Here is a 15163-nt window from a genome sequence, read left to right as displayed (position 1 = left end):
ACATGGACCGCCTCGGGCAATTGCAAGTGTGAAGGGTATATTTTTTTAACATAATGATTTTTATATGGATTTATTTGATTCGATGGGGGTGTGAAGAGTTGGCATTGCCTTTGCTTTAATCCAAGCAATACTCCAATGCAGGAGTCGTATTTTTAAGCTCACAGTAGAGCGCACCGGACAAAGGCGTCTGTCGTGTATGGGTTTTACCCGTATCACGGCGACGCCTTTTTTATTTTCTGTCGTTTTTGTTTAGGACTCGCTATGAACACCACTACAACATCCGCCTCGAAGAAATTACTGTTCGTTCTCTCGGCCAGTCTGGTTGCCGCCGGGCTGGGATTTGCTCCCGGCGCGCAGGCGGCCGGCAAACTGGAAAAAGAAGATTTGAAATTCGGTTTCATCAAGCTGACGGACATGGCGCCGCTGGCGGTGGCGGCGGAAAAAGGCTTTTTCGAGGAGGAGGGGGTATTCGTGCAGTTGGAAGCGCAAGCCAACTGGAAAGTGTTGCTGGACAGGGTGATCAACGGGGAATTGGACGGCGCGCATATGCTGGCGGGGCAACCTTTGGGGGCGGCGATCGGTTTCGGCACCAAGGCCGATATAATCACTGCCTTCAGCATGGATTTAAACGGCAACGCTATTACCGTATCCAACGATATCTGGAAGCAAATGAAGGCGCATGTGCCGATGGAAGGCGGCAAACCGGTCCACCCCATCAAGGCCGACTCGCTGAAGCCCGTGGTCGATCAATACAAGGCCGCCGGCAAGCCGTTCAATATGGGCATGGTGTTTCCGGTTTCCACGCATAACTATGAATTGCGTTACTGGCTGGCCGCCGGCGGCATCAAGCCGGGCTTTTATGCGCCGCCGCAGGAAACCACCGGACAAATCAGCGCCGATGCCTTGCTTTCCGTAACGCCGCCGCCGCAAATGCCGGCCACCCTGGAAGCGGGCACTATTTACGGTTATTGCGTCGGCGAGCCGTGGAACCAACAAGCCGTATTCAAAGGCATAGGCGTGCCGGTGATTACCGACTACGAAATCTGGAAAGACAATCCGGAAAAAGTCTTCGGCGTCAGCCAAGCCTGGGCGGATAAATATCCCAATACCCATAAGGCCGTTGTGAAGGCCTTGATCCGCGCCGCGATGTGGCTGGACGCGGACAACAATAAAAACCGTAAGGAAGCCGTGGAAATGCTGGCGCAAACCCAATACGTCGGTGCCGATGCGGAGGTGCTCGGTAACAGCATGACCGGCACCTTCGAATACGAAAAAGGCGACAAACGCCCCATGCCGGATTTCAACACCTTCTTTCGCAATAATGCGACCTATCCGTATTACAGCGACGCCATCTGGTATCTGACGCAAATGCGCCGCTGGGGCCAAATCAACGAATTCAAACCGGACAACTGGTATCTGGAAACCGCCAAAAAAGTCTACCGCCCCGATATCTACATGGCCGCCGCCAAGGAATTGATTGCCGAAGGCAAGGCTAAAGCCGGCGATTTTCCGGCTGACGGCGAATCCGGCATCAAACCGCCGCAATCCGGGTTTATCGACGGCATCGTTTACGACGCCAGCAAACCCAACGATTACTTAAGCAAATTCGCCATCGGCCTAAAAGCCAAGCAAACCGTTGCCGGCGGCAAAGTGGTCGATTAACAGTCTCTGGTAAGTGCTCCGACAGGGAAATCGTTTGATACAGGGATGTGTCTTTTTTATGAGTTTTTCAAACACGGGCGCGGCGAGGTAGGGCTTAAGTCCCGTTATTTCGCCCCGAGCATCGCAGATTTTGGCGAAACAGGCCCAAGGGGGAGCGGCATGGATGCCGCTCGTTTTCGCAGGGCCAAGGATGGTCCTTCGAAAACCCTCGTCAAAATCGAGAAGCGCAGGAAATTGGCGAAATCCGGGTCGCCTTTTCTTTGGGTACTTTCTTTTGGCGACGCAAAAGAAAGTACCACGGCTGTCGGTCCGAGAACCGACTTAAAAACATCCGTCGCGTTAGCGACACAACATTAGACCGCATCGAAAGGTAACGACGATGAGCAATAAACTAATCAAATTTTTCAATATCACCGGTCTGACCTGGTTTGTGCCGTTGGTCAAAATTGCGGCCGGCGAAAATCCCGCTCAACAACTGCGCCAGCTTTGGCTGATCATGGGCGTACCCATTGTTGCCTTTGTGCTGTTTTTGGGGCTTTGGAGCGTTACGGCCTCGCGTATCAACACCAGCTTGGGCGCCATCCCCGGCCCTGTCGCGGTTTGGCATGAAGTGGAGGGTTTGATTGACGAACATTTTGCCGAGAAAGTCAAAATGGCCGAATTTTATAAACGCCAGGACCAGCGTAACCAGGAAAAACTGGCCGAAGATCCCGCCGCCGAAATCAAGTTTCGCCCCTATACCGGCAAATCCACCTATCTGGACCAAATTATCACCAGTTTATACACGGTGTTCGCCGGCTTCCTGATCGCCACGATTCTGGCCGTGCCGCTGGGCATTCTGTGCGGCATGAGCCCGGTAATCAACACAGCCATCAATCCCTTGATCCAGATTTTCAAACCGGTATCGCCGCTGGCCTGGTTGCCGATCGTGACCTTGGTGGTCAGCGCGGTATATATCACCACCGACGATTCCTGGTTCGCCAAGTCTTTTATCACCTCGGCGGTGACGGTCACCCTGTGTTCGCTGTGGCCGACTTTAATCAACACCGCGGTCGGGGTTTCGTCCATAGACCGCGATTTGTCCAATGTCGGCAAAGTGTTGCGGCTGGATTGGCCGACCCAGATCAAGCGCATCATTCTGCCGTCCGCGCTGCCCTACATTTTTACCGGCATGCGCTTGTCGCTGGGGGTGGGCTGGATGGTATTGATCGCCGCCGAAATGCTGGCGCAAAACCCCGGTTTGGGCAAGTTCGTTTGGGACGAGTTCCAAAACGGCAGCTCCAATTCCCTGGGCCGCATCATGGTGGCGGTATTCACTATCGGCATCATCGGTTTCATCCTCGATCGCATCATGCAATCGCTGCAAACCGTGTTTTCGTTCAGCAAAATTTGAGGCATGACCATGACTGTAGCCGCAGCAAAAATCATCGATCTCGCCGTACATAAGCAGGAAAGCGCCGTGGTTAAACTGGCCGAAATTAAACAGCCCGCCCTGTTGACGTTGAGTAATGTCTGCAAATCCTACGGCGAGGGCAAGGACAGAACCTCGATACTCAGAGACATCAATCTTGAGATCAAGGCCGGCGAATTTATCGCCATCGTCGGCTTCTCGGGCAGCGGTAAAACCACGCTGGTGTCCCTGATCGCCGGTTTGCTGCAAGCCGACGGCGGAGAACTGCTGAAAAACGGCCGGCCCATTACCGAACCCGGCCCCGACCGCGGCGTGGTGTTTCAAAACTATTCCTTGATGCCTTGGCTGACAGTCTATGAAAACGTGGCGCTGGCCGTGGATGCGATTTTCAAGGACTGGACGCCGGCGCAACGCCGCGCCCATACCGAAAAATACGTCAATATGGTCAATCTGGGCCGGGCCATGGATAAAAAACCGGCCGAACTGTCCGGCGGCATGCGGCAACGGGTCAACGTGGCCCGCGCGCTGGCCGCCAATCCGGACATTCTGTTGCTGGACGAACCGCTCAGCGCCCTGGATGCCCTGACGCGCGGCAACTTGCAGGACGAAATCCTGCAAATCTGGGAGCAGGACAAGAAAACCGTGATTCTGATCACCAACGATGTCGACGAGGCCATTTACATGGCCGACCGGGTGATACCGCTGAATCCCGGCCCCGATGCCACCTTCGGCCCGGATTTTCATATCAATCTGGAACGGCCGCGCGACCGCACCGCCTTGAACCATAACGAGGAATTCAAGCGCCTGCGGGCAGAAATCACCCGTTATTTAATGAATATCGGCATACGGAAAGCCGAAGCGGAGGCCGGCGACAAAATCGAATTACCGGACGTGCGCCCCAATACCAGCAACGATTGGAAACTCGATAGCTCGGCCTTAAAGCCCAGCCAGTCCGATTTGGGCCGGCCGCGCTATCTGGAATTCAGCCAATTGTCGAAAATTTATCCCACCCCGGACGGCAACAGCACGGTCAAGGTGGTGGACGGTTTCGACATGAAGATGAAAAAGGGTGAGTTCATTTCCATCATCGGCCACTCCGGTTGCGGCAAATCCACCGTGCTGTCGATGACCGCCGGCCTCAACGATATTTCGGAAGGCGGCATCATTCTGGATAACCGCGAAATCGATAGCGCCGGCCCGGACCGGGGCGTGGTGTTTCAGGCACCCAGTTTGTTTCCCTGGCTGACCGCGTTCGACAACGTCATGTTGGGGGTGGATAAAGTCTATCCGCATGCCAGCAAAACCGAACGCGAAGACATCGTCGAATACTATCTGACCCGTGTCGGCCTGGCGGACTCGCTGTACAAAAAAGCCGCCGACATGTCCAACGGCATGCGGCAACGGGTGGGTATCGCCCGCGCCTTTGCCTTGTCGCCGAAGCTGCTGTTGCTGGACGAACCCTTCGGCATGCTGGATTCCCTGACCCGCTGGGAATTGCAGGAAGTGCTGATGGAAGTGTGGGAGCGTACCCACGTCACGGCGATTGTGGTGACCCACGATGTCGACGAAGCCATTTTGCTGGCCGACCGGGTGGTGATGATGACCAACGGCCCGCACGCCAAAATCGGCAAGATTCAGGAAATCGACCTGCCCAGGCCGCGCAGCCGTAAAGCCCTGTTGGAGCACCCCGATTACTACAAATACCGGGAAAGTCTGCTGACCTTTCTGTCGGAATGCGACCACACCCATTAAACCGATTCGAGTCCATCCATGCTATACAACCGCTTTTTTTCATTCAGTAGAGGGGGCTTTATGCCGAAGCAAACCACCAGACTCTCCGCGCGCTTGGCGCCGGGAGCGTTGCTATCCATGTCCTTGGCGGGCATGCCGGCGCAGGCCGACTTCACCAAGGAGGTGGAAGATGCCTTGAATTTTTACCACTACGGTAACAACGGCGCCATAAAAATGGATTTGAACTACCGCTGGGAGAATGTCGACCAGGACAGGGGGGCCGGCAATCCGAAAACCGCCAATGCCAATACCGCGCGTTTACGCTTGGGCTTATTGTCGCCGACGTTCCATGGTTTTCAGGCCTACGGCGAATACGAAGGCCTGTATGCCTTACAGGAAGATTACAACAGTACCCGCAACCGCCGCACCCAATACTCCGTGATCGCCGATCCCGACGCCAGCGAGTTGAACCAATTCTGGCTCAGCTATAACGGCATACCGGATACTCTGGTCAAGGTCGGCCGGCAGCGCATCAAATTCGACGATGACCGTTTCATCGGTAACGTCGGCTGGCGGCAAATGGAGATGACCTACGACTCCATCCTGTTCACGCATAAAAACCAGACCCTTTTCGGCTTGACCGTCAACGCCGGCTATATCGATAGCGCCCGCACCATTTTCAATACCAAGGAGTCGATGAACTCGCCGATTCTGAACCTGAACTATAAGGTCGGCGACTGGGGCAATCTGATCGGTTACGGCTATTGGCTGGATTACCGCGAGCGGGAAAACTTCGCCAAATCCTCGCAAACCTACGGTCTGCGCTTCGACGGTAAATCGCCGCAGTTTTTCGACAGAGTCAACGCCGTGTATACCGCGGAATGGAGCACCCAGGCCGATTACGGCGACAACCCCAACAGTTACCAGGTCGACCGCATCAATCTGATGGCCGGCGCCAGCGCGTATAACCTGACCGTGTCGGGCGCGGTGGAGCAATTGAACGGTCTCGGCAACGGCGCCGGTACCACGACCAAGGCGTTTCAGACTCCGCTGGGCACCAACCATGCCTTCCAGGGCTGGGCGGACTTGTTCCTGACCACGCCGGGCGACGGTATCCGCGACGTATTCGCCACCGCCAGTTACAAAATGATGAACGACAGTCTGATCATCACCGGCGTTTATCACGATTTCAAGGACGACACCGGCTCGATTCAGTACGGTAAGGAATGGGATTTCTCGGTGTTGAAGAAATTCGGCAAGCATTACTCGCTGTTGGCCAAATACGCCAATTACAACGCCGATACCTTCGGTACCGATACCCAAAAAATCTGGCTGCAAGCCAACGTCAGCTTTTAAAACGTAACGCGCCGGGCGCGCAAGTCGGCCCGGCGCGGGCATCGTTCTTTCGACTATTGAGGGTTTTTACGCCCGAGGTATTTTATGCATCAACAGCAACTGACAGAGACACTGTTTACCGCCAAAAAACAAAAAGGCCTGCGCTTTGCCGATCTGGAAACCCTATTGGGGCGGGACGAAGTGTGGATAGCCGCGTTATTTTACGGGCAGGCCAGCGCGGCGGCGGACGAAGCCGAAAAACTGGGCCGGGCCCTGGAGTTGGACGCCGACGCGATCGGCGCCCTACAGGAGTTTCCGCTCAAGGGTTTGGGTCCCATGGTGCCGACCGACCCGTTGATTTACCGTTTCTACGAAATCCTACAGGTATACGGCATGCCGCTGAAAGCCGTCATTCACGAGAAATTCGGCGACGGCATCATGAGCGCGATCGATTTTTCGATGAATGTGGAAAAAGAAACCGACCCCAAGGGCGACCGGGTGCACATCAGCATGTCCGGTAAGTTTCTGCCTTATAAAAAATGGTAGGCGGAGAAACGCCGCTTTTAACCGGATTACCCAGATGAAACAAAAACTCGTCGTCATCGGCAACGGTATGGCCGGCATGCGCACCGTTGACGAATTGCTGCAACTGGCGCCGGATCGGTACGAAATCACCGTGTTCGGCGCCGAGCCGCACGGCAACTATAACCGCATCATGCTGACGCCGGTATTGTTCGGCGCCAAAAACATAAACGACATTATGATCCACGACTTTGCCTGGTATCAGCGCAACCGGATTACCCTGCATTGCGGCGCGGAAAAAGCCGTGGTGTCGGTAGACAGAGCCAAACGGCGGGTTATCGCAAAGGACGGCACGACCGCCGACTACGACAAGCTTTTGATCGCCACCGGCTCCTTACCTTTGATGCTGGACATTCCGGGCCGCCAAGTAGATGGCGTAATGGGGTTTCGGGACATTGCCGACGTGCAAACCATGATAGAAAAATCCCAAACCAAACAACACGCGGTAATCCTGGGCGGCGGTTTGCTGGGCCTGGAAGCGGCCAACGGTTTGATGCAGCGCGGCATGCAGGTGACCGTGGTTAACCGGGCCGGACATTTATTGAACCGGCAGCTGAATCAACAGGCGGCTGGGTTTTTACAACGGCAACTGGAAGATAAAGGTATAGAATTTCGCTTGGGCGTGACGATCAGCGAAATCATCGGCCAAGATAAGCACATCGGCAAGGTGCGGCTCAGCGATAACAGTTTGCTGCCGGCCGATATTTTGGTGATGGCCACCGGCATTCAGCCCAATATCGCGCTGGGGCAGGCCATGGGTTTGGACTGCCAGCGGGGCATCATCGTCGACGACAATCTGCAAACCAGCGACTCGTGTATTTATGCGGTGGGCGAATGCGTGCAGCATCGCGGCGAGGTATTCGGCCTGGTGGCGCCGGTTTACGAGCAGGCCAAGGTTTGCGCGCAACAACTGGCGGGACGCATGTCGGCGGAGTATCGGAGCTTGTTATCGGCTACCATGTTGAAAGTGACCGGCATCGATTTGTTTTCGGTCGGCGACTTCGAAGGCGATGCGACTTGCCAGCAACAGGTGCTGGTCGACCATGCCCGCGGCGTGTACCGCAAAATCGTTTTAAAGGACAATGTCATTGCCGGCATGATTATGTACGGCGATACCAGCGACAGCGGCTGGTATTTGAATCTGCTCAAAAACCGGACTAATGTTGCCGCCATTCGCGACCGGCTGATTTTCAATCCGGTCGATTTAGCGGCTTAAGGACCGAACCATGAATCCGACCACTATCAAAACCACCTGCCCCTATTGCGGCGTCGGTTGCGGCATTGAAGCCACGCTGATCGACTCCGAAAAGCATATTGTCAACATCAAGGGCGATGCGCAGCATCCCGCCAATTTCGGCCGCTTGTGCTCCAAGGGCGCCACCTTGGGCGATACCGTCGGTCTGGAAAACAGGTTGTTGCAACCGGAAATCGACGGTCAAACCGTCGACTGGGATAGCGCCTTGGCCTATGTCGCCGAGCGCTTTTCCGCCATCATTGCCGAACACGGTTCGGATGCGGTGGGGTTTTATGTCTCCGGCCAATTGTTGACCGAAGATTACTACGTCGCCAACAAGTTGATGAAAGGCTTCATCGGCTCGGCCAATATCGACACCAACTCCAGGCTGTGCATGTCGTCGGCGGTGGTAGGCTACAAACGCGCGTTCGGCGCCGATGCGGTGCCGTGCAGTTACGAGGATTTGGAACAAGCCGAACTGATCGTGCTGGTCGGCTCCAATGCCGCCTGGTGCCACCCGATTGCCTTTCAGCGCATCCGCCGCGCCAAGGAAAGTAACCCGAGCTTGAAGATTGTGGTTATCGACCCGCGCGCCACCAGCACCTGCGATATCGCCGATCTGCATTTGTCCATCAAGCCGGGTATGGATGCCTTGCTGTTTAACGGCTTGTTGGCGTATTTGGCCGAGACGGGGTCCGTGGACAGGGATTTCATCGACCGGCATTGCCGGGATTTCGTGCCGGCTCTGGCGGCGGCCCAGGGTAGCGCGCTGGACTTTGACGAATTGGCGGCGGCTTGCGGCTTGGCGGCCCACGATCTGGCGCAATTTTTTGCCTGGTTCGCCAAGTTAAAAAAAGTGGTGACGGTTTATTCGCAAGGTATCAATCAATCCAGCTCCGGTTCGGATAAATGCAACGCCATCATCAACTGTCATCTGGCCGGCGGCAAAATCGGCAAAGCCGGCAGCGGGCCGTTTTCGCTGACCGGCCAACCCAATGCCATGGGCGGGCGGGAAGTGGGCGGGCTGGCCAATATGCTGGCGGCGCACATGGATTTGGAAAATCCGCTGCATGTCGATAGAGTCGGGCGTTTTTGGGGCAGCGACCGCGTCGCCAATCGGCAGGGTTTGAAAGCCGTGGAGTTATTCGATGCCGTCGCCGACGGCCGCGTCAAAGCAATCTGGATCATAGCCACCAATCCGGTGGTGTCGATGCCGGACGCGGACAAGATCAAGCGCGCCCTGCAACAATGCGAACTGGTGGTGGTGTCCGATTGCATCGCCAATACCGATACCATGGCGTTCGCCCACGTGAAACTGCCGGCCACCGGCTGGAGCGAAAAAGACGGCACGGTCACCAATCTGGAACGGCGTATCTCGCGGCAGCGGCCATTGTTCGCGCCGTCCGGCCAAGCCCGGCCGGATTGGTGGATCGTTTGCCGGATTGCGCAACGCATGGGGTTTGCCGGCTTTAACTATCGAAACAGCGCCGAGATTTTTAGAGAGCACGCGGCCCTGTCCGGGTTCGAAAACGATAGCGAACACGGCATCAGGGATTTCGATATCTCCGCCTTTGCCGGCATCGACCAAGCCCAGTTCGACGCCTTGCCGCCGATACAATGGCCGGTGACGGCCAGAGCCATGCACGGTACCGCGCGGCTGTTTACGGACGGCCGCTTTTATACCGAACACGGCAAGGCCTGTTTTGTCCCGATAAACCCGCGAGCGCCGTTTCATGCCACCGACGCCGACTATCCGTTTACCTTGAATACCGGCCGGCTGCGCGATCAGTGGCATACCATGACCCGCACCGCCTTGGCCGCCAAACTGAACAGCCATAAGCCGGAACCGACGGTGGAAATCCATCCCGCCGACGCCTTGCGGCTGGGTTTCAGGCAACACGGTCTGGCCAAACTGACCACGCGCTGGGGAGACATGCTGGCGCGGGTGGACATCGCCGTCTCGCAGCAACCCGGCAGTTTGTTCGTGCCCATGCATTGGACCGAGCAATTGAGCAGTCGAGGCAGAGTGGGCGCGTTAGTGAATCCGGTGGTCGATCCCTTGTCCGGCCAGCCGGAAAGCAAGCAGACGCCGGTGCGGATCGAAATCTGGCAACCGCGCTGGCAGGCCTTGCTGCTGTCGCGGCAGGCCTTGGAGATTGGCGGCGCGGAATATCTGGTTAAAGTCAAGGGCGCCGGCTTCTGGCGCTATCAGCTGGCCGGTCAGGCCGCCATCGAAGACTTGCCGAAGTGGAGTAAGGGGCTGTTGTCGAACGATGCGCCGGGATTGGCCGAATGCCTGGAATACAGCGATATCGATATCGGCGACTATCGAATGGCGACTATCGAAGCCGGGCAGTTATCGGCCTGTGTATTCATAACCGCTCAAGGCGAGTTACCGGAACCGGGCTGGTTGTGCGGCCTGTTCGCCAAACCGGAATTGACCCGCAAGGAACGCCTGAGCCTGCTCAGCGGCTTGCCGCCGCCAGGCGAGCAGGATGTGGGGCGAACCGTCTGCTCCTGTTTCAACGTCGGCGAAAAAACCATACTGCGGGCCATAGCCGAACATAAACTCGACAGCGTGGCCGGCATAGGCGCATGTCTGAGCGCCGGCACCGGCTGCGGCTCGTGCCTGCCGGAGTTAAAAACGCTGTTGGCCGGTGCGGGTAAGGCTGCGGTTATTGGGCATTGATTTGTCAGTCAAGCAGGTCACGTTGCCGCGATAGCGGTTACGTGACATTCGAAGCCAGCGTAGCCTGGATGAAATGCAATGAAATCCGGGTGACTTTGACAAGCAATCCCCGGATTCCGCTTCGCTGCATCCAGGCTACGTCCACCCGTTTATGCCGAGTTTTTCCTCGAGCGGGACGGGTTTTGTCAACTCGTCTTCACCGTTTCAATAATACGCAAACATCAAGCTTGGTTGGTCGGTTGTAGCCAAGTAGGTCACGTTGCCGCGATAGCGGTTACGTGACATTCGAAGCCAGCGTAGCCTGGATGAAATGCAATGAAATCCGGGGGACCTTGACAGGCAATCCCCGGATTCCGCTTCGCTGCATCCAGGCTACGCCCTAGATGGGCGGGGTAAGGACGAGAGAGGAAGTAGCCCTTACCCGATTATGCGATTTTGGGTTTTTTGAAATAGACAACAATGCCTAACTCCCCCCCGTGATTTGTAAATTCAGTGTAGCATTCGAAAACATTAGCCTTCTGTATCGTTAAGAACAGGCGATTAACGTCATAACAATTCATTTGCATCTGCGGGGCAAAAAATTTTCTCCCCATTATCAAATTGATTAAATTGCTCGAAAATGGAATATATTTCTTTACAAATGGAACTAATTTCTTGATTGTATAATTCCTGGCATAGGTGAAATGGACAACGCAGACTCCATCGCTTTCAAGATGTGCTAAGAGATTTTTGAAAATTTGTTCCCCTCTTGTTACCGGTATGTGTTGAAAAACAATAAAAGAATGTATGAAGTCATATTTGCCATTTAACAATGAAAGGCTGTCATCGGATTTGACAAAGACTACATTTTTTATCAATCGCGCTTCGCAGTTCTTCTTAGCCTCATTTAACATAGAATCAGAAACATCGACACCAGTAACTTCTTTTGCAACATTCGCCAGCGGAATGACCAATCTTCCTACTCCACACCCAAAATCAAGAGCTTTCTTGATCGTAAAAGCTTGGTCGATGTGCTGCCTGATTTTTTCTAAAACGGCATCAATATAATTAACCCCGGACTTGAAGAATTCTTCTTTATTCTCATCCGTCAGGTTAATTCTGCGAAAATTATCATGGGCAAAAACACCAAAATATGGATCATCTTTGCCAAATTTTTCCCATTCTTTATCAGTGTTACTGTTGAGCATCTGCATCTCCAACTCTAGGTTCCTTGGTCTCTAATCTTGTGGGGGCATAGCGCCGAGCTAAGGTGAGGGAGTTACCGTCCCTCTATTTTATCGGTCCCTGCCGTTGCTACAGATATCGCCCGGGATTAATCCCCCGGCACGAGGGCACCTCGAACGAGGCGATGCGGTGGTTACAGCCTGATTTCGATAAATCCAAATCCCTGGGCGGCATATAATAGCGAGAATTGCCATTGAAAACTATTCTGACTTTCAGGTGTAGCCAAGTAAGTCACGTTGCCGCGATAGCAGTTACGTGACATTCGAAGCCAGCGTAGCCTGGATGAAATGCAATGAAATCCGGGGGGCTTTGACAGGCAATCCCCGGATTCCGCTTCGCTGCATCCAGGCTACGTCAACCCGTTTAAGCCGAGTTTGTCCTCGGGCGGGACGGGTTTTGTCAACCCGTCCTCACCGTTTCAATAATACGCAAATATAAAGCTTGGTTGACCGGGCCAGGCGCAAGGCCTAACCCGGCGGCCGGCTTAGGCCTTGCGGCGGGAAACGCCGAAAAATCCCAGCAAGGCGGAACCGAACAGCCATACCGCGCCCGGCACCGGCACGGCCGAGACTTTATACAGTGAAGTGGTTTCGCTGACTTCGCTGGCCACGGCCAGGAAGCTGCCTTGCGCGTTGGAGAAGAAACTCAAGCCTTCCGGGCCGATGTCGCCGGCGGCGAAAATCATGTCCAGAAATTGGATGTTATTCAGATCGGTCAAGTCCCAGGTCATAATGGCATTGGAGCGTTCCAGGCCCAAAAACAGCAGGTCGCGGCCGTTGACGTTGCCGATCACGGCGCTTTCCGGTTCCGGGCCTTTGTTGTCGCTACGGCCGTCGTCCCATAATTGCGGGTAAAACGCGGCAATGATTTGCTCCAGTTGGTCGCCGGAGTCGAACACCATATTGCCGGCCGCGTCCAGGATCGAAAACGAACGGCCGCCGAAAGCCTGCAATTGATCCAGATCGCCGTCGCCGTCCAGGTCGCCGCTGGTGGAAACCGTCAACCGGCTCAATTTGTCGTTGTTGGTCTGCCAATCGGCGCCGTGCGCCAACGTCATGGCATCGTTTAACACGGCATCGATAACCGCATTGCCAACCCGCACTTCTTCCTCGCCGCCGGGCCAATCTTCCCTGGAATCGCCTTCGTTGGCGATCACATAAAACTGGTTGCCGTTCTTGTCGAAGCTGGCGATGCCGTCCGGCATGTACATGCCTTGCACGTTCCAGTTTTGAATGTTGCCGGCCAGGGCGGCATTGCCGGCGCCGTCGCGGTCGGAGGCATCGAAGCCGTTGCCCGGCAGACTGTGGTCCTTCATGCCCAAGGCTTTGATGTCGGTGACGGTGGCGCTGGCAATATCGACGATGGCTACCGAATTGGCTTCCTGCAAGGTCACCATGGCGGTGGCGCCGTCTTTACTGACCGCGATATATTCCGGTTCCAGATCCTGCGCCACGCTGGCATTGGGGCCCGTCAGGCGCACGCCGGCGGCTTCCAGCGCCGCGGCTTGGCTGTTGAAGGCATCGAAGCCGGCGGTTTGTACGTTATAGGTGGTGGTATCGACGATGCTGACCGAGCCGGCCGGGTCGCCGCCGGGGCCGACCAGATAACTGCTGGGTTCGCCTTCGTTGGCGACCAGTAATTTATTGCCGTTGGGGGTAAAGGTCACCGCGTCCGGATTGGCGCCCACCGTCACGTCTTGCAACACGTTGTAGTTGCCGGCGTCGTAAAAACGCACCAAGCCTGGATCGGTTTTGCTCGGCGCGGTAAGCGCTACCGCCGCCTGGCCGTTTTTGACCGCCACGCTGTTGATGCCGCCCAAGGCGCTGGTATCGAAACTTTGCAGCAAGTTGCCGGACAGGTCGAGAATGTCGATGCCGCCAAAGCCAAGGTCTGCTTCGTTGGCGTCGGTACCCACCACCCACAGGCGGTTGTTGTCCGCGTCGTAAGAGACGATTTCCGAGCCCATGGCGTTGGAGCCGTTGGCGGCGGTGTGATTGAAGGTCCATTCCAGGTTCCAGCTAAAGCCGCCGGCGGCGCTGGCCGAGCCGGACGCCAGCGCGGCAGCGATGGCGAGGGCGATATGTTTGCGTTTCATGATGTTGTTTCCGGGTTAAGTTGCGGTTCAAAGAAAGCGGCGCGGGCGTTCGTTTATGAGAGGCCCGTCACACAAGCAGCATCTTAAAAACGCTTTATGACAAAACGGTTAATTCGCGCGAAATCCGAAAGTCGTCCCGGTTCCGTTCGAGCCTCGGCGCGTTTTGTCATACGCCTGTCACGTTGGTTTCTTAACATTTCCGTCACAACAGCCGCTGGCCGGCTACCCGTTTGCACAACATTTTTCAACTGGCATGAACACTAAAATACAGCAAGGTTTTACTCTGATCGAAGTGATGATCGTGGTAGTGATATTGGGGATTCTGGCTTCCATCGTGGTGCCGAAAATCATGGGCAGGCCCGACGAGGCCCGCGCCACCCGCACGTTGCAGGATATTCGCGCCATCGGCGCGGCGCTGGATTTGTACCGGCTGGATAACTTCAGTTACCCCAGCACCGAACAAGGCCTGGAAGCCTTGGTCACCAAGCCGGCGGGGCTGGCGGCGGGCGCGCACTGGAAGCAGGGCGGATATTTGGACCAAGTGCCGACCGATGCCTGGGGCAAGCCCTATATGTATCTGAAGCCGGGCATGCACGGCGAATACGATTTGTATTCCTTCGGCGCCGACGGCGTGGAAGGCGGCGAGGAAGCCAATGCCGATATCGCCAGCTGGAATATCAAATAAGCGCGGGCATGCGCGCCGGCGGCTTTACGCTGATCGAATTATTGATCGTCCTGGTATTGATTGGAGCGATGACCGGCATGGCTATGTTATCGATAGGCAACGACGGTAAGGATCGCCGGCCGCGCCTGGAAGCGGAGCGTCTGGAAACCTTGTTGAGCCTGGCGGAACAGGAAACCCAGCTGCGCGGCGAAGCCATGGCGCTGGAATTGTTCGCCCACGGCTACCGGTTCTTGATTTTGACCGAAGCGGGCTGGCGGGAAGAAACCGGCGATGCGGTGTTTCGCGCCCGCGAACTGGATAGCGATTTGCGCATCGGCTTGCTGATAAACGGCGAAAATCGAGTGCTGGCGGCCCGGGCGGGATTGTCTGATGCGGCGCCGCAAATTTTACTGGCCCCCGACGGCGACGCCGATGCCGTGCGGATAGACATCGGCGACAGGCACGGCGCCGTGCAAATCGGCAACGATGGGGAAGAGGGCTGGACCGTCATGGCCGCCACGGCGGCGCCATGAGCG

General features: G+C 55.9%; 11 protein-coding genes. 9 read left to right on the top strand and 2 right to left on the bottom strand.

The window, feature by feature from the left end:
• The first annotated feature begins 261 nt into the window (after positions 1-261).
• From NP596_RS09475 to NP596_RS09445, 7 genes are all read left to right on the top strand, one after another.
• Positions 262-1662, top strand: a complete 1401-nt coding sequence (locus tag NP596_RS09475) for a CmpA/NrtA family ABC transporter substrate-binding protein (RefSeq protein WP_256615089.1) — start codon at positions 262-264, stop codon at positions 1660-1662.
• Positions 1663-2041: 379 nt separating this feature from the next.
• Positions 2042-3055, top strand: coding sequence for an ABC transporter permease (locus NP596_RS09470; protein WP_256615088.1), 1014 nt, complete (start codon positions 2042-2044; stop codon positions 3053-3055).
• Positions 3056-3064: 9 nt separating this feature from the next.
• Positions 3065-4825, top strand: coding sequence for an ABC transporter ATP-binding protein (locus NP596_RS09465; protein ID WP_256615087.1), 1761 nt, complete (start codon positions 3065-3067; stop codon positions 4823-4825).
• A 60-nt stretch (positions 4826-4885) separates the two neighbouring features.
• Positions 4886-6160, top strand: coding sequence for an alginate export family protein (locus NP596_RS09460; RefSeq protein ID WP_256615085.1), 1275 nt, complete (start codon positions 4886-4888; stop codon positions 6158-6160).
• Between the two features lie 84 nt (positions 6161-6244).
• A complete protein-coding gene (gene cynS, locus NP596_RS09455) occupies positions 6245-6685 on the top strand; it encodes a cyanase (RefSeq protein WP_256615084.1) in 441 nt (146 codons plus the stop codon).
• 34 nt (positions 6686-6719) lie between these two features.
• Entirely contained in the window at positions 6720-7937 is a 1218-nt protein-coding gene (locus NP596_RS09450) for an NAD(P)/FAD-dependent oxidoreductase (RefSeq protein WP_256615083.1), read from the top strand.
• A 10-nt stretch (positions 7938-7947) separates the two neighbouring features.
• Positions 7948-10644: a nitrate reductase gene (locus NP596_RS09445; protein ID WP_256615082.1), complete on the top strand. Its 2697-nt coding sequence runs from the start codon at positions 7948-7950 to the stop codon at positions 10642-10644.
• 425 nt (positions 10645-11069) lie between these two features.
• Here the strand turns inward: NP596_RS09445 and NP596_RS09440 are convergent, their stop codons facing one another.
• Entirely contained in the window at positions 11070-11831 is a 762-nt protein-coding gene (locus tag NP596_RS09440) for a class I SAM-dependent methyltransferase (protein ID WP_256615080.1), read from the bottom strand.
• Between the two features lie 521 nt (positions 11832-12352).
• Entirely contained in the window at positions 12353-13963 is a 1611-nt protein-coding gene (locus tag NP596_RS09435) for a choice-of-anchor I family protein (RefSeq protein ID WP_256615078.1), read from the bottom strand.
• Between the two features lie 253 nt (positions 13964-14216).
• On the opposite strand from NP596_RS09435, the gene gspG reads away from it, so the two are divergent.
• Both gspG and gspH read left to right on the top strand, forming a co-directional pair.
• Positions 14217-14648: a type II secretion system major pseudopilin GspG gene (gene gspG, locus NP596_RS09430; RefSeq protein ID WP_256615077.1), complete on the top strand. Its 432-nt coding sequence runs from the start codon at positions 14217-14219 to the stop codon at positions 14646-14648.
• An 8-nt stretch (positions 14649-14656) separates the two neighbouring features.
• On the top strand, positions 14657-15160 hold the full coding sequence (gspH, locus tag NP596_RS09425) for a type II secretion system minor pseudopilin GspH (RefSeq protein ID WP_256615076.1): 504 nt from the start codon (positions 14657-14659) through the stop codon (positions 15158-15160).
• Positions 15161-15163 lie beyond the last annotated feature (3 nt).

This window comes from Methylomonas rivi, from assembly GCF_024505165.1.
GTDB classification, from domain to species: domain Bacteria; phylum Pseudomonadota; class Gammaproteobacteria; order Methylococcales; family Methylomonadaceae; genus Methylomonas; species Methylomonas rivi.
This window is presented reverse-complemented; position numbering and strand designations above follow the sequence as displayed.